Raw genomic sequence first — 18,182 nt, 5'->3', positions numbered from 1 at the left:
GGAGCGCGGGGTGTCGGCGGGCGCGGGAGTGGTCAAGCGGATCAGGACTCCTCAGCGGAGCCGAACTCCTGGTCGATGAAGGCGAAGAGCTCGTCCGCGTCCGCGGTCTCCAGGTGGTCGGCGACAACGGCCGGGGCGGCGGGCTCGGCGGCGCCGGAGGCCGGTGCGGTGTCCTCCTGCGTTCCGTCGCCCCAGGCGGAGACGGTGGACAGGAGTTCCCGGAGCCGACCGGCGACCGACTCGCGTGCGCCGGCGTCGGCGCCGACGGCCGTCTCGCGCAACGCCGCCGCCAACCGGTCGAGTTCGGCGGTGAGGACGGCGTCCGATGCCCCGGCCGCCGGGGCGGGCGCGCACTCCTCGTCGAGGTGTGCGGCGAGTGCTTCGGGGGTCGGGTAGTCGAAGATCAGCGTGGCCGGCAGCCGCAGCCCGGTGGCCGTGTTGAGCCGGTTGCGCAGTTCGACGGCGGTGAGAGAGTCGAAGCCGAGTTCGAGGAACCCCCGGTCGGCCACGACGGACACCGCGGAGCCGTGACCGAGCACGGTGGCGCCGTGCTCCTGGACCAGCCGCAGCAGCGTCCGCCGCCGCTCCGGTGCGGCCAGCCCGGCCAGGCGCTGCGCCAGCGACGGCTCGTCGGATCGCCGCGGTTCCTGGACGCTGGACCGCCGGGCCGGTACGGGGCGCCGTACGAGGTCACGCAGCACGGCGGGCGGCGGGGTGCTGCCCTGGGCGGCCTCGGCGGCCAGGGCGCCGGTGTCCAGCCGGGCGGGCACCACGAGGGCCTCCGCCAGGCCGCCCGCCGCGTCGAGGAGCGCCAGGCCCTCCTCGGAGGAGAAGGGCAGCAGGCCGCCACGGGTCATGCGGGACAGGTCCGCCTGGTTGAGGTGGCCGGTCATTCCGGTGCGCTCGGCCCACAGGCCCCAGGCCAGGGAGGTCGCGGGCAGACCCTGCGCGTGGCGGTGCTGGGCGAGGGCGTCCAGGAAGGTGTTCGCCGCGGCGTAGTTCGCCTGGCCCGCGGATCCGAAGACGCCGGCGGTCGAGGAGAACAGGGCGAACAGGGTGAGGTCGAAGCGGCGCGTGAGCTGGTGCAGATGCCAAGCCGCGTCTGCCTTGGCGCGCAGTACGGCGTCGAGGCGTTCCGGTGTCAGGGACGCCACCGTGGCGTCGTCCAGGACGCCCGCGGCGTGCACCACGCCGGTCAGACCGTGCCCTTCCGGCAGTCCGGAGAGCAGCGCCGACAACGCGTCGCGGTCGGCGACGTCGCAGGCGGCGATCCGCACCGAGGCGCCCAGGGCGGCGAGTTCCTCGCGGAGTTCCGGCATGCCCTCGGCGGCCGGGCCGCGCCGGCTGACCAGCAGCAGGCGGCGCACCCCGTGCCGTTCCACCAGGTGCCGGGCGACGAGCCGGCCAAGGGTGCCCGCGGCGCCCGTGACCAGCACGGTGCCGTCCGATTCCGGAGCCGCGGCGGGAACGCTGAGCACGAGCTTTCCGATGTGGCGTGCCTGACTCATGAACCGGAAGGCATCCGGGGCCCGGCGTACGTCCCACACGCGGGTGGGCAGCGGCCGTAGCCGTCCGCGCGCGAAGAGGTCGAGGACCTCCGCCAGCATCTCGCCGATCCGCGCGGGGCCGGCCTCGCCCAGATCGAAGGCCCGGTAGCCGACCCCGGGGTGGGCCGCCGCCACGGCGTCGGCCTCCCGTACGTCCGTCTTGCCCATCTCCACGAACCGCCCGCCGGCCCGGAGCAGGCCCAGCGAGGCGTCCACGAACTCCCCGGTCAGGGAGTTGAGGACGACGTCCATCCCGCCCGTGTCGCCGCCGAACCGGCTTGCGAACTCCAGCGAGCGCGAGGACGCCAGGTGCGCGTCATCGACGCCCAGCGCTCGCAGCACGTCCCACTTGGCCGGGCTCGCGGTGGCGAACACCTCGACGTCCCAGGCCCGGGCGAGCTGCACCGCCGCCATGCCGACCCCGCCCGCGGCGGAGTGCACCAGCAGCGACTCGCCGGAGCGTACGCCGGCCAGCTCGCGCAGCGCGTACAGCGCGGTCACGTAGACGATGGGGACCGACGCGGCCTGGGTGAACGACCAGCCATCCGGCATGTGGGCCAGTGTCCGCTGGTCCGCCACGACGAGCGGGCCGAACCCGCCGGACCAGATGCCCATCACCCGGTCGCCGACAGCGTACGAGGACACTCCGGGGCCGGTGGCCACCACCACGCCCGCGCCCTCGCCGCCCATCAGGGCCGCGTCGGGGTACATTCCCAGGGCGAGGAGCACATCGCGGAAGTTCAGTCCGGCGGCCCGTACGGCGATCCGCACCTCGTGCTCGCCGAGTTCCCGGGTCGCGTCCGGTGCCTCGCGCAGCCGCAAGCCCTCCAGCGTCCCGTCCTCGGACGCCGTCAGCCGCCAGGCCGGTACACCGTTCTCGGGCACCAGCACACCGCTGGCGACACCGCCGGCCAGCCGCGGCACCCGCACCCGGCCGTCGCGGAGGGCCAGCTGTGGTTCTCCGGTCAGTGCGGCCTCGTGCAGAGCGGCGAGCGACGCGTCGGCGTCGTCCACGTCCAGCAGGACGAACCGGTCCGGGTGCTCGGCCTGCGCCGAGCGCACCAGCCCCCACACGGCGGCGGCCGGCAGGTCGGTCACATCCTCAACGGGTACCGCCGACACCGCGCCCCGGGTCACCAGGACCAGCCGTGCCCGGTCGAGGCCATCGGTGGCCAGCCACGTCTGCACCAGCTCCAACGTCCGGTGTGTCACCTCGTGTGTCGCCACCACGACATCGTTCTCGACGCCCGACACGACCTCGGCGAAGACCAGGTCCGGTGAGGGAGAGCCGGAGTCCAGCCGCTCCGCGAGATCAGCCAGGTCGGCGTACTCCTGCGGGGCCCGGCCGGCCGCCTTGAGCGCGGCGGCCAGCCCCGAGGCATCCGCCCCGACGACGGCACATCCGTCGTCCGCTCGCACCGTGCCGGTGTCGATGTCGGACGCCTCGGTCCAGTCCACCCGGTGCAGCGCCTGGTTCGCCCCGCTCGGCGCCGCCGCCGCGACCTGGTCGACCGTGACCGCGCGCGTCACCAGGGCGTCCGCGGTCGCGACCGGCATGCCCGCCGCGTCGGCGACCAGCACCGACATCCCGTCCACCCCGGCCGGCGCCAGCCGTACGCGCAGCGTCGAGGCGCCGGTCGCGTACAGCGACACCCCACGCCACACGAACGGCAGCCGGATCGCGTCGGATTCCCGCTCCGTGTCCGTCAGCCAGGCGTGCAGCGCGGAGTCCAGCAGCGCGGGGTGCAGTCCGTACCTCCTGGCGTCGGCGCGCTGCTCCTCGGCGAGTGCGACCTCGGCGAACACCTCGTCGCCACGCCGCCAGACCGCGTTCAGCCCACGGAACACCGGCCCGTAAGCGAGTCCGGTGGCGGCCAACCGCTCGTAGAGTCCGTCGAGTTCGACCTCCTGGGCTCCTGCGGGCGGCCACACGCTCAGTTCGCCGTCCGGCACCGGGCCTTCGGCCTCAGAACCGAGCACACCCGAGGCATGCCGCGTCCACGCCCCGTCGGGCGCGTCGCTCCGACGCGAGTACACGCCCAGTTCCCGGCGTCCACCGTCCCCCGGACCGTCCAGCACCACCTGTACCTGTACGCCGCCCTCCTCGGGCAGCGCCAGCGGCGCCTCCAGCGTGAGTTCCTCCAGTCGGTCACAGCCGACCGCGTCCCCCGCCCGCAGCGCCAGCTCCACGAACGCCGTCCCGGGAAGCAGAGGCGTGCCCCGCACCGCGTGATCGGCCAGCCAGGGGTGCGTACGCAGCGACAGTCGTCCCGTCAGCAGCGCCCCGTCGGACGCGGGCAGCGTGACGGCCGCGCCGAGCAACGGGTGATCGGCGGACGAGAGACCGGCCGAGGCGACATCGGCCGGGATGGCGGACTCCGACTCCAGCCAGTAGTGCTGGTGTTGGAAGGCGTAGGTGGGCAGGTCCACGCGACGGGCGCCCGTACCCGTGAAGACACCGGCCCAGTCGACGGCCGCGCCACCGACGAACGCCTCGGCGGCCGAGGTCAGGAAGCGAGACAGTCCGCCTTCGTCGCGGCGCAGTGACCCGACCGTCGTGACAGGTGTGCTGACGTGGGTCTCGGCGGTCTGCTCGACGCCCATCGTGAGCACCGGGTGCGCGCTGGACTCGATGAAGAGACGGAAGCCGTCGTCGAGCAGGGCACGGACGGTATCGGCGAAGCGGACCGTCTGGCGGAGGTTGCGATACCAGTAGCCCGCGTCCAAGCCGGTGGTGTCCAGGACCTCAGCGGTCACCGTCGAGTAGAAGGGCACCGACGCGGCTCGGGGAGCGATGTCCGCCAGCTCCCGCAGAACAACGTCCTCGATCTCCTCCACATGCGCGCAGTGCGAGGCGTAGTCCACCGCGACCCGGCGAGCCCGCACCCCCTCCGCCTCACACGCAGCGAGCAGCTCGTCCAGGGCGTCCGCATCACCGGACACGACCACCACGGCCGGGCCGTTGACCGCCGCGACCGCCAGACGACCCTCCCAAGCCGCCAGACGCTCCTGAACTTCTTCCACGCCAAGGGAGACGGAGACCATGCCACCGCGCCCGGACAGCGCCCGAATGGCCTTACTCCGCAGAGCCACCACCTTCGCGGCGTCCTCGAGCGACAACGCACCCGCCACAGCGGCAGCGGCGATCTCACCCTGCGAATGACCGATCACCGCGGCCGGCTCGACGCCCAGGGAACGCCAGACCTCAGCCAGGGAGACCATCACCGCCCACAACACCGGCTGCACGACATCCACCCGCTCCAGCCATGCCTCACCATCGGTGTCCCGCAGGATGTCCGTCAGCGACCAGTCCACGAACGGCGACAGGGCGGCAGCGCACTCACCGATCCGCTGAGCGAACACCGGCGACGAATCCAACAGCTCAGCCGCCATACCGACCCACTGCGAACCCTGACCAGGGAACACGAACACCGTCTGACCACGTGAACCGGCGACGCCCCGCACCACACCGGGCAGTACGCGTCCGTCGGCCAACGCGTCCAGGCCCTCCACGAGTCCGTTCCGGTCTCCGGCGAGGACCACGGCCCGGTGTTCGAGCACCGACCGAGTGGTCGCGAGCGACAACCCGATGTCCACGGGCGACAACTCGGCCCCGTCACGCACGAACGCGGTCAGCCGCTCGGCCTGGGCCGCCAGCGCGCTGTCCGAGCGCCCCGAGACCACCCACGGCACGACCGCGGGCGGCGCGCCCGGTACGGACGGATCCGGCTCCGGAGTCCAATCCGGCGCCTGCTCGAGTACGGCGTGGGCGTTGGTCCCGCTCATGCCGAAGGAGGAGACGGCCGCACGGCGAGGATGTCCCGTCTCGGGCCAGGCCACGTCCTCCGACAGCAGCCGCACCGCTCCCGCGGACCAGTCGACGTGCGGTGTGGGTACGTCCAGGTGAAGCGTCCGCGGCAGCACACCGTGCCGCATCGCCAAGACCATCTTCATCACACCGGCGACACCGGCCGCGGCCTGGGTGTGCCCGATGTTGGACTTGATCGACCCCAGCCACAGCGGCCGGTCCTCCGGCCGGTCCTGCCCGTACGTCGCCAGCAGAGCCTGAGCCTCGATCGGGTCGCCGAGCTTCGTGCCCGTACCGTGCGCCTCGACCACGTCCACCTCGGTGGCCGACACCTTGGCGTTCGCCAGCGCGGCCCGGATCACCCGCTGCTGGGAGGGACCGTTCGGCGCCGTCAGACCGTTGCTCGCGCCGTCCTGGTTGATGGCCGTACCCCGGACGACGGCCAGCACGCGGTGCCCGTTGCGGCGGGCGTCGGACAGTCGCTCCAGCAGGAGGACGCCGACGCCCTCGGCCGGTCCGAAGCCGTCGGCGGCGGCGGAGAACGGCTTGCAGCGGCCGTCGGGAGCCAGTCCGCGCTGGCGGCTGAAGCCGACGAAGGTCCACGGCGTGGACATGATCGCCGAGCCGCCGGCCAAGGCCAGCGGGCACTCGCCCTGTCGCAGCGACTGCACGGCCAGATGCAACGCCACCAGCGACGACGAGCAGGCCGTGTCGACGGCGACGGCGGGTCCTTCGAACCCGAAGACGTACGCGAGGCGGCCGGAGGTGACGCTGAGAGCGTTGCCGGTGACGAGGTAGCCCTCGACACCGCTCGACGGGTCGTGGCTACCCGTGCCGTAGCCGTGCGAACCGGCACCCATGAAGACGCCGGTCTGGCTGCCCCGCAGGGCCGCCGGGTCGATGCCCGCGCGTTCGAACGCCTCCCAGCCCGTCTCGAGCAACAGCCGCTGCTGCGGGTCCATCGCCGTCGCCTCACGCGGCGAGATGCCGAAGAACGCCGGATCGAAGCCGCCCGCGTGGGAGACGAAGCCGCCGTGGCGCGTGTACGTCTTGCCGGGGACGTCGGGGTCGGGGTCGTACAACCCCTCCGCGTCCCAGCCACGGTCCTCGGGGAACCCGGATATCGCGTCGCGGCCCTCGGTCAGCAGCTCCCACAGCTCCTCGGGCGACCGCACACCGCCGGGGAAGCGGCAGCTCATCCCGACGATGGCGATGGGTTCCTGATCCGCCACGGCCCGGACGACAGGCGCCGCGGGGGCGGGGGCATCTTCCTCGCGGCCGAGGAGTTCGGCGTGCAGGTACGCCGCGAGGGCGGCTGGGGTCGGGTGGTCGAAGACGAGGGTGGCCGGCAGCCGGTGCCCGGTGGCGGTGTTGAGACGGTTGCGCAGCTGGACCGCGGTGAGGGAGTCGAATCCATGGTCCTTAAAGGCGAGTTCGGCCTCGACCTCGTCAGGGGTGGCGTGTCCGAGAACGGTGGCGGCCTGCTCCTGCACCAGCCGCAGCAGCATGCGCTGCCGCTGCGCCTCGCCAGCGCGCAGGAGGCTCCGCCGCAGGGACGACTCCTCGGTGTCCGCGGCCGCCTGGGCCAGCGCGCGCCGGGTCATGGTGCTCCGGCTCGGCTCGTCGTCCGAAGTACGGGTGGCGAGGTCGGCCACCGCCGACAGCTGCTCCTGCGACACCGCGCGCGTCACCAGGGCGTCCGCGGTCGCGACCGGCATGCCCGCCGCGTCCGCGACCAGGACCGACATCCCGTCCGCGCCGGCCGGCGCCAGCCGTACGCGCAGCGTCGAGGCGCCGGTCGCGTACAGCGACACCCCACGCCACACGAACGGCAGTCGTGTGTTCTCCAGGACACCGTCGACCACGTCCAGGGGCCCCAGGCCCGCCTGCAACGCGGTGTCGAGCAGCACGGGGTGGAGTCCGTACCGAGCCACGTCCGCCCGCTCCGCCTCCGGCAGCGCCACCTCGGCGAACACCTCGTCACCGCGCCGCCAGGCCGCGTTCAGCCCATGGAACGCCGCCCCGTACGTGACTCCGGCCTGAGCCAGACGCTCATAGAAGCCGGCGAGTTCAACCGCGTGAGCGCCCGCGGGCGGCCACACGTCCAGGTCACTGGCCGGCGCGGGGATGTCGGCTCCAGAGACCAGAACCCCAGAGGCATGCCGGGTCCAGGAGCCGTCCACGGTGGCCTCGTCACGGGCGTACACCTCGACGGAGCGCGCCCCGTTCCCGTCGCCCCCACCGACGGTCACCTGAACCTGTACGGCACCACGCTCCGACAGCGGGAGCGGCGCCTCCAGCGTCAGCTCCTCCACCCGGTCGCAGCCGACGGTCTCCCCGGCCCGCAACGCCAACTCGACGAAGACGGAGGCCGCGAGCAACGGCCCCGCACCGCGTGATCGGCCAGCCAGGGGTGCGTACGCAGCGACAGTCGTCCCGTCAGCAGCGCCCCGTCGGACGCGGGCAGCGTGACGGCAGCGCCGAGCAACGGGTGATCGGCGGACGAGAGACCGGCCGAGGCGACATCACCCTGACGGGTGGCTGCGGCCTCGATCCAGTAGTGCTGGTGTTGGAAGGCGTAGGTGGGGAGGTCGACACGGGTCGCGCCGGTACCTGCGTACACACCGGCCCAGTCGACGGCCGCGCCGCCGACGAAGGCTTCGGCGGCCGAGGTCAGGAAGCGAAGCAGTCCGCCCTCGTCGCGCCGCAGCGAACCGACGGTCGTGACAGCGGTGTCTGCGTGGGCTTCGGCGGTCTGCTCGACGCCCATCGTCAGCACCGGGTGCGCGCTGGACTCGATGAAGAGGCGGAAGCCGTCGTCGAGCAGAGTGCGGACGGTGTCGGCGAAACGCACCGTCTGGCGCAGGTTGCGATACCAGTAGCCCGCGTCCAGGCCGGTGGTGTCCAGGACCTCGGCAGTGACCGTCGAGTAGAAGGGGACGGATGCCGTCTGGGGAGCGATGTCCGCCAGTTCCCGCAGGAGAACGTCCTCGATCTCCTCCACATGCGCGCAGTGGGAGGCGTAGTCCACCGCGACACGCCGCGCCCGCACCCCCTCCGTCTCGCAGGCAGCGAGCAGCTCGTCCAGGGCGTCCGCATCACCGGACACCACGACCACGGCCGGACCGTTGACCGCCGCGACCGCAAGGCGACCCTCCCAAGCCCCCAGCCGCTCCTGCACTTCTTCCACGCCGAGCGAGACGGAGACCATGCCCCCACGCCCGGACAACGCCCGAATGGCCTTACCCCGCAGAGCCACCACCTTCGCCGCGTCCTCAAGCGACAACGCACCCGCCACAGCGGCAGCGGCGATCTCACCCTGCGAATGACCGATCACCGCAGCCGGCTCCACGCCGTACGACCGCCACACCTCCGCCAGCGAGACCATCACCGCCCACAACACCGGCTGCACGACATCCACCCGCTCCAGCCGACCCTCGGAGCCGGTGTCCCGCAGCACATCCATCAGCGACCAGTCCACGAACGGCGCCAACGCAGCCGCACACTCACCGATCCGCCGAGCGAACACCGGCGACGAATCCAACAGCTCAGCCGCCATACCGACCCACTGCGAACCCTGACCAGGGAAGACGAACACGGCACGCCCATCCGAGCCGCCGGCACTCCCCCGCACCACACCCACGGCCTCACGGCCCTCGGCCAACGCCTCCAGCCCGCCAGCCAGATCACCGAGAACCACAGCCCGGTGCTCGAACACCGACCGCGTCGTAGCCAGCGAGAACCCGACATCCACCGGCGACAGCCCAGGCACACGGGCAGCCAGCCGTGCGGCCTGCCCCCGCAGCGCGGCCTCCGACTTGCCCGACACCACCCACGGCACCACCACCGGCGCCTCGACATCCCCAGCCGGCTCCCCCGCCGCCGCCTCCTCCGCACCCGCAACCGGAGCCTGCTCAAGGATCACGTGCGCGTTCGTGCCGCTGACGCCGAACGAAGAGACACCCGCCCGACGTGCATGCCCCGCCTCAGGCCATGCGATCGAGTCCGTGACCAGCTCGACGGAACCCGTCGTCCAGTCGACGTGCGGGGTGGGCTCGTCCACGTGCAGGGTGCGGGGCAGCCGCCCATGCCGCATCGCCAGCACCATCTTCATCACACCGGCGACACCGGCCGCGGCCTGAGTGTGCCCGATGTTCGACTTGACCGAGCCCAACCACAGCGGCCGGCCCTCCGGCCGATCCTGCCCATACGTCGCCAGCAACGCCTGCGCCTCGATCGGGTCACCCAGCTTCGTACCCGTACCGTGCGCCTCCACCACATCCACATCAGCAGCCGACACCCGGGCATTCGCCAGCGCCGCCCGGATCACCCGCTGCTGGGAGGGACCATTCGGCGCCGTCAGACCATTGCTCGCACCATCCTGATTGACCGCCGAACCACGCACCACCGCCAGCACCCGGTGACCGTTACGCTCCGCGTCCGACAACCGCTCCAACAGGAGCAGACCGACGCCCTCACCCCACCCGGTGCCGTCCGCGCCCGCCGCGAACGCCTTGCAACGACCGTCCGGAGCGAGACCCCGCTGACGGCTGAACTCCACGAAGAGTTCGGGGGTGGACATCACAGTGACGCCGCCGGCAAGAGCGAGCGTGCATTCGCCCTGCCGCAGCGACTGCACGGCCAGATGCAGGGCCACCAGTGAGGACGAGCACGCGGTGTCCACAGTGACCGCGGGGCCTTCGAGGCCGAATGTGTACGAGATGCGCCCCGATACGACGCTGGCGGCGCTGCTGGTCACCAGGTGACCCTCGACATTCTCGGACGGCGCCTCGCGCAGGCTCCGTCCGTAGTCCTGGCCGTTGCTGCCGATGAAGACTCCCGTCGGGGTGCCCTGTAGGAGCGTGCCGTCGATACCGGCTCGCTCGAAGGCCTCCCAGGAGGTCTCCAGGAGCAGTCGCTGCTGGGGATCCATCGCCGCCGCCTCACGCGGCGAGATCCCGAAGAACTTCGGGTCGAAGGCGCCGGCGTCGTCGAGGAAAGCTCCCTCTCGGACATAGCTCTTGCCCGACTCGTCTGGGTCCGGGGCGAAGAGGGTGTCGAGATCCCAGCCTCGACCCGCGGGGAACTCGGTCAGCACCTCGCGTTCGTCGACGAGTAGGTTCCACAGCTCCTCGGGGGTCCGTACGCCTCCCGGGAAACGGCAGCTCATCGCCACGATCGCGATCGGCTCGTCGTCCGTCGGCGCCGTGGCGGGCAGCGCCGATCCCTCGTCTCCACGCAGTCCCAGCGCCTCGGTGCGGAGAATCCGTGCCAGTGCCGTCACCGTGGGGTGGTCGAAGAGAAGGGTGCTGGAAAGCTTCAGGCCCGTGGCCGCATTGAGACGGTTGCGCAGGGTGACGGCCGCCAGAGAGTCGAAGCCCAGTTCCTTGAAGGCCCGGTCGGCGTCGACAGTCTCCGGTCGGCGATGCCCGAGCACGGCGGCGACATGGGAGCGCACGAACTCCACGACAGCGCGCTCCTGCTCAGCGGTCCGCAGTCCGGCGAGCCGCTGGCGCAGCGATCCGTCGGCCGGAGCGGCACCGTCGCCCGCCACATCGCCCGACGCGTGCCGGGTCAGCTGCGCCAGCAGCTTCGGGGCGCCCATTCCGGCCCTGACCTGCGCCAGGGTGTCCCAGTCGACGTCGGCGACGAGCAGTGAGGCCGCCATCGGGTCGTTGACGGCCAGCTCCAACTCGGCTATCGCCAAGTCGGGGGACATCGCGGGCAGACCGTGCTGTTCCCAACGGTCCGCTACGGCACGTGCCATGCCGTCTTCGGCCCAGGGGCCCCACGCGATCGAGGTCGCCGGCAGCCCCTCAGCCCGCCGCACCTCCGCCAACGCGTCCAGATACGCGTTCGCCGCAGCATAGTTACCCTGCCCCGCACCACCCACCGTCGCCGAGAACGACGAGAACAACACGAACGCCGACAGACCCAGATCACGGGTCAACTCATGCAGATGCCGGGCACCCTCCGCCTTCACCCGAAGCACCGACTCGAACCGCTCCACCGACAGCCCGTCCAGCACACCGTCATCCAACACACCCGCCGCATGCACCACCGCCGTCAACGGCACCTCAGCCGGAACACCCGCCAACAGAGCAGCCACCGCATCACGATCGCCGATGTCACAGGCCACCACCGACAACCGCGCTCCCAACTCCGCGATCTCAGCCCGCAACTCCGCCACACCATCAGCGGCGGGACCACGCCGCGAAGCCAACACCACATGCTCCGCCCCCGCCCGCGCCAACCACCGCGCCACATGCCGACCCACACCACCCGTACCACCGGTCACCAACACCGTCCCCGACGCCTGCCAGGAACCGCCGCCAGACCCCGCGCAACGGACCACACGCCGACCGAACACCCCGGCGGCGCGCAGTGCGACCTCCCCCTCGGCCCCAGACCCCACAACTGAGCCTGATCGAGATCCGTCACACGCTCCGAGTCCGTCACCGCGACCGCACCCCGGGTCACACACCACAACGAAGCCTCAACACCGACATCACCGAGCGCCTGGACCAAGCCGAGCGTCAGGGCGAGCCCGGCAGGCACAGACCCGAACACCACGTCCCGCCCCGACGCCAACGCGAGGAGCGAGACCACACCCGCGAACCCCGCCTCACCCTCCAACACCCCACGCAGCCGCTCAGCGACCCGCTCACGACCACACTCATCCACGTCGAGTTCCAACGCCACCGGCCGGGCACCACCACGCGCCAGACCCGCCACACACTCACCCACCCACACATCGCCAGCGAGCCCGGCCGGCACAACCACCAACCACGCCCCCGACAACACACCAGAAACCCCAACCAACGGCGACCACGCCACCCGATAACGCCAACCCTGGGCAGCATCAGCGGATTCGACTTCCCGCAGCGCAGGCCGGAGCGTCTCCAACCAGTACCGGTCGCGCTGGAAGGCGTAGGTAGGAAGTTCCACCCGCCGCGGACGGGAAGGCGCGAGGTGGGCGGCCCAGTCCACGCTGTGCCCCTGGACATAGATCCCGGCCAACGCCTCCATCAGAGAGGTGGTTTCGTCGCGATCCTTGCGCAGGACCGGGGCGAACAGCGTCTCCGGGGCACTGTCCTGGCCCATGCCGGACAGCACTCCGTCCGGGCCCAGTTCCAGGCAGACGGTCACACCCTGTGCGGCCAGACGCGCAACCCCGTCGGCGAAGCGGACTGCCTCACGGACGTGCCGCACCCAGTACTCCGGGTCACACACCTCCTGCGCGGTGGCCAGCTCTCCGGTCAGGTTCGAGACCAGCGGGATCCGCGGCACCTCGTACGTCAGCCGCTCGACGACCTGCCGGAACTCCGCCAGCATCGGCTCCATCAGCGGGGAGTGGAAGGCATGCGACACCCGCAGCCGGCGCACCCGCCGCCCCTCGGCCCGCCACACCCGCTCCAGCTCCGCCACGGCCGCTTCATCGCCGGAAACCACCACGGAGGAGGGCCCGTTGACCGCCGCCACGTCCACCGCAGCCCGCCCGGCCAACGTAGTCCGCACAGACGCCTCGTCAGCCTCCACCGCCAACATCGCCCCGCCCTCGGGCAGCGCCTGCATCAACCGACCACGCGCCGCCACCAGAGCACACGCGTCCTCCAGCGACCACACCCCCGCCACATACGCCGCGGCGATCTCACCGATCGAGTGACCGCCGACGAAGTCAGGCGTCACACCCCACGAAGACACCAGCCGGTAAAGCGCCACCTCCAAAGCGAACAGACCACACTGCGTGAACCCCGTCCCATCGAGAGCATCACCGTCCTCGAAGACGACCTCACGCAACGGCCGCTCCAGCAACCCATCAAACCCCGCACACACCTCATCGAAAGCCTCAGCGAACACAGGGAAAGCCGCATACAACTCCCGACCCATACCCGCCCGCTGACTGCCCTGCCCCGAGAACAGCACCGCCAGCTTTCCACGGCTCACCCGCCACCAACGCGGACAACCCACCCGCGAAACCAGCCCCGTCAGCGGCCAACACCACAGCCCGGTGCTCGAACACCGACCGAGTCGTGGCCAACGAGAACCCCACATCCACAGGCGCGAGGTCGACATGCTCCCCGACGAACGACACCAGCCGCGCCGCCTGCCCCCGCAACGCGCTCTCCGAGCGGCCGGACACCAACCACGGCACCATCACCGGCGGCACACTCTGCGACGACGAATCCTCAGCCGAATCCGAAACGGGAGCCTGCTCAAGAATCACATGCGCGTTCGTGCCACTGATACCGAACGACGACACACCCGCACGCCGCGGCTGACCACTCTCAGGCCACGCCACCGACTCCGTCAGCAGCTCGACCGAACCCATCGTCCAGTCGACGTGCGGCGACGGCTCATCCACATGCAGCGTCCGCGGCAGCACACCGTGCCGCATCGCCAGCACCATCTTCATCACACCCGCGACACCGGCCGCGGCCTGCGTGTGCCCGATGTTCGACTTGACCGAGCCCAGCCACAGCGGCCGGCCCTCCGGCCGATCCTGCCCATACGTCGCCAGCAGCGCCTGCGCCTCGATCGGATCACCCAACTTCGTACCCGTACCGTGCGCCTCCACCACATCCACATCAGCAGCCGACACCCGGGCATTCGCCAGCGCCGCCCGAATCACCCGCTGCTGCGACGGACCATTCGGCGCCGTCAGACCATTGCTCGCACCATCCTGATTGACAGCCGAACCACGCACCACGGCCAAGACGTGATGCCCGTTGCGACGCGCGTCCGACAGACGCTCCAGCAGCAGCACGCCGGCCCCCTCGGCCCAGCCGGTGCCGTCCGCGCCCGCCGCGAACGCCCTACAGCGGCCGTCCGGAGCGACGCCTTGCTGTCGGCTGAACTCCACGAAGAGGCCGGGCGTCGCCATCACGGTCACACCGCCGGCCAGCGCCAGCGAGCACTCGCCCTGACGGAGCGACTGCACCGCCAGGTGCAGGGCGACGAGGGACGACGAGCACGCCGTGTCCACCGTCACCGCAGGGCCCTCGAAGCCGAACGTGTACGAGATCCGACCCGAGGCGGCGCTCACGCTGCTTCCGGTGAGGAGGTATCCCTGAAGGTCGTCCGAGGCGTCGTGCATGCGGGGGCCGTAGTCCTGGGCCATTGCGCCGACGAAGACGCCGGTCCCGGCCTGCCACTGGCCGTCTAGAGCGATACCGGCCCGCTCGAAGGCCTCCCAGGAGGTCTCCAGCAACAGCCGCTGCTGCGGATCCATCGCCAGCGCCTCACGCGGCGAGATCCCGAAGAACGCGGGATCGAAGTCGCCGGCGTCGTAGAGGAAACCGCCCTCGCGGGCGTACGTGGTACCCGGCTTGCCTCGCTCCGGCGAGTACAAGGCGGACAGGTCCCAGCCACGGTCCGTCGGGAATCCCGCGATCGCTTCGCCCTCGGACGCGATCAGCTCCCAGAGCTCTTCGGGCGACTGCACTCCGCCGGGGTACCGACAGCCCATGCCCACGATCGCGATGGGCTCGTCGAGAGACGCCACGGTCGGCACTGGCGTGCTGTCCAGCTGGTCAGCGCCGGCGAGGGAGGCCATGAGGTGGCGCGCGAGAACGGCCGGAGTGGGGTAGTCGAACAGCAGAGTGGTCTGCAGCCGCAGACCGGTCGTGGTGTTCAGACGGTTGCGGAACTCGACGGCACCCAGCGAGTCGAAGCCGAGCTCCTTGAACGTCCGGTCGACGTCGACGACCTCCGGGCCGTCGTAGCCCAGTGTTGTGGCGACCTGACTGCAGATCAGTTCCAGGAGCAGCTCTGCCTGCTCGTCCTCGCCCAGCGATGCCAGGCGTCCCCTCAGCAGCGATGCGGCGTCCACCACCGGTTCGGTCACCCGGTCGGCCTGAGGGTCGGCCACTGTGTCGAACCAGTAGCGCCGGCGCTGGAAGGCGTACGTCGGCAGCTCGACACGCCGAGCCCCCGTCCCCTCGAACAACACCGCCCAGTCGACAGACGCCCCACCCACGAACGCCTCAGCCACCGACGCGACGAACCGCTCCAGACCACCCTCGTCACGACGCAGCGAACCCACCGCGGTGACCGAGGTCTTGGTGTGCGTCTCGGCGGTCTGCTCGACACCCATGGTCAGCACCGGGTGCGCGCTGGACTCAATGAACAGGCGGAAGCCGTCGTCCAACAGGGCGCGGACGGTGTCAGCGAAACGCACCGTCTGGCGCAGGTTGCGATACCAGTAGCCCGCGTCCAGGCCAGTGGTGTCCAGCACCTCGGCAGTGACCGTCGAGTAGAAGGGCACCGACGCGGCTCGGGGAGCGATGTCCGCCAGGTCGCGCAGAACAACGTCCTCGATCTCCTCCACGTGCGCGCAGTGGGAGGCATAGTCCACCGCGACCCGGCGAGCCCGCACCCCCTCGGCCTCACACGCAGCGAGCAGCTCGTCCAGGGCGTCCGCATCACCGGACACGACCACCACGGCCGGGCCGTTGACCGCCGCGACCGCAAGGCGACCCTCCCAGGCCGCCAGCCGCTCCTGCACTTCTTCCATGCCGAGCGAGACGGAGACCATGCCACCGCGCCCGGACAGCGCCCGAATGGCCTGGCTCCGCAACGCCACCACCTTCGCGGCGTCCTCAAGCGACAACGCACCCGCCACAGCGGCGGCGGCGATCTCACCCTGCGAGTGACCGATCACCGCGGCCGGCTCCACGCCGTACGACCGCCATACCTCGGCCAGGGAGACCATCACCGCCCACAACACCGGCTGCACGACATCGACCCGCTCCAGCCATGCCTCACCATCGGTGTCCCGCAGGATGTCCGTCAGCGACCAGTCCACGAACGGCGACAGGGCGGCAGCGCACTCACCGATCCGCTGAGCGAACACCGGCGACGAATCCAACAGCTCAGCCGCCATCCCCAGCCACTGCGAACCCTGACCAGGGAAGACGAACACGGCACGCCCATCCGAGCCGCCGGCACTCCCCCGCACCACACCCACGGCCTCACGGCCCTCGGCCAACGCCTCCAGCCCGCCAGCCAGATCACCGAGAACCACAGCCCGGTGCTCGAACACCGACCGCGTCGTAGCCAGCGAGAACCCGACATCCACCGGCGACAGCCCAGGCACACGGGCAGCCAGCCGTGCGGCCTGCCCCCGCAGCGCAGCCTCCGACTTACCCGACACCACCCACGGCACCACCACCGGCGGCACACCCTGCGAAGGCTCCCCCTCCGGAGCCGGCGCCGGGACCGGCGCCCCTTCCAGCACGACATGGCAGTTCGTGCCGCCCACGCCGATGGCGCTGACGCCGGCGGTGAGGGGGGCGTCCGAGTGCGGGTCGGGAGTCCAGGGCTGTGTCTCGGTCTGGACGTGCAGGTTGAGTTCGTCCAGCGGGATCTGGGGGTGGGGAGTGCGGTAGTTGAGGCTGGGGAAGAGTTCGCCGTGCTTCAGGCCGAGCGCGGTCTTGATGAAGCCGACGATGCCGGCGGCGCCCTCCAGGTGGCCGACGTTCGTCTTGGCGGAGCCGACGCGCAGCGGTGTCCCGGTCCGCCCTCGGGCACTGCCCAGGACGGCGCCGAGGGCCGCGGCCTCGATCGGGTCGCCGGTCTTGGTGCCGGTGCCGTGGAGTTCGACGTACTGGACCCGGGCGGGGTCGATGCCGGCCTGCTGGTAGGCGCGACGCAGGACGTCTTCCTGTGCGCCCTGGTGGGGAGTGGTGAGGTGGGTGCCGCCGCCGTCGTTGTTGACGGCGCTGCCGCGGATGACGCAGTAGACGGGGTCGCCGTCGGCGAGGGCGACGGGGAGGGGCTTGAGGACGACGGCGCCACCGCCTTCGCCGCGCACGTAGCCGTTGGCGCGGGCGTCGAAGGTGTAGCTGGTGCCGTCGGGTGACAGGCCGCCGAACTTGGCGACGCTGACGCTGCTCTCGGGCGCGAGGATCAGGTTGACGCCGCCGGCGACGGCGATGGTGCTCTCGCCACGGCGCAGGCTTTCGCAGGCCAGGTGAACGGCGACGAGGGAGGATGCCTGGCCGGCGTCGAGGGTCAGGCTGGGGCCGCGCAGGCCGAGATGGTACGAGACGCGGTTGGCGATGATGCTGCGGTGCAGTCCGGTGAAGCTGTGCCGGTCGATGGCCGCGAGGCCGCGCTGTCGTTGCAGGGTGGCGTAGTCGTCGGCGATGACGCCGACGTAGACGCCGGTGTCGGTGGTGCGAAGCCGGTCCGGGGCGATGCCCGCGTCTTCGAGAGCCTCCCAGGTCAGTTCCAGGACGAGGCGCTGCTGAGGGTCCATCGCGGCGGCTTCGCGGGGTGAGATGCCGAAGAAGGCCGCGTCGAAGTGGTCGATGTGGTCCTGGTCGAGGAAGCCGCCGCGGCGGGTGGCGTCCGCGTCGTACAGGTCGTCGGCGTTCCAGCGCTCCCGGGGTACCTCGGTGATGGCGTCGGTGCCGGTGCGCAGCAGGTCCCGGAAGGCGGCGGGGTCGGGGGCGCCGGGGAGGCGGCAGGAGAGTCCTACGACCGCGATCGGAGTGTCCGCCGCGTCCGCCGTGTGTGCGAAGGCGGCCTCGGAACGCTTCATGAGGGTGACTCCCTGGGACCAGGACGTGGGACGGCCAGGCGCGACGGAGGGTGCTCCCGGCTCCGGTGGGTGTGACGTTGATCGGTTGGTGTGAGGGGACGCTCGCACGGCGGGGTGACGGCGTGCGGTGACACTGGCCTCTGCTGCCGGGTGTGTCGGGGCACGCCGCCGCGTCCCGGTGGGCTGCGGACCGGTGGGGTACCGAGGTGTGCGGCAGCGGGGGTCGGCCGTGTTTCCGCCCAGGGCTCGGGTGAGTCCGGGAGTGGGGCGGGGCGAGCCC

Annotated in this window: 1 pseudogene; it reads right to left on the bottom strand. The window is 71.4% G+C overall.

Features of this window, described 5'->3' with window-relative positions:
- Window positions 1–41: 41 nt before the first annotated feature.
- Window positions 42–17,902 (bottom strand): annotated as a pseudogene (locus CD790_RS36875) (SDR family NAD(P)-dependent oxidoreductase).
- Window positions 17,903–18,182: the final 280 nt, after the last annotated feature.

It is taken from the genome of Streptomyces sp. SAJ15 (genome assembly GCF_007595705.1).
GTDB lineage: Bacteria > Actinomycetota > Actinomycetes > Streptomycetales > Streptomycetaceae > Streptomyces.
Note: the sequence above shows the minus strand (reverse complement) of the source record. Positions and strands in the feature narration are given on the sequence as shown.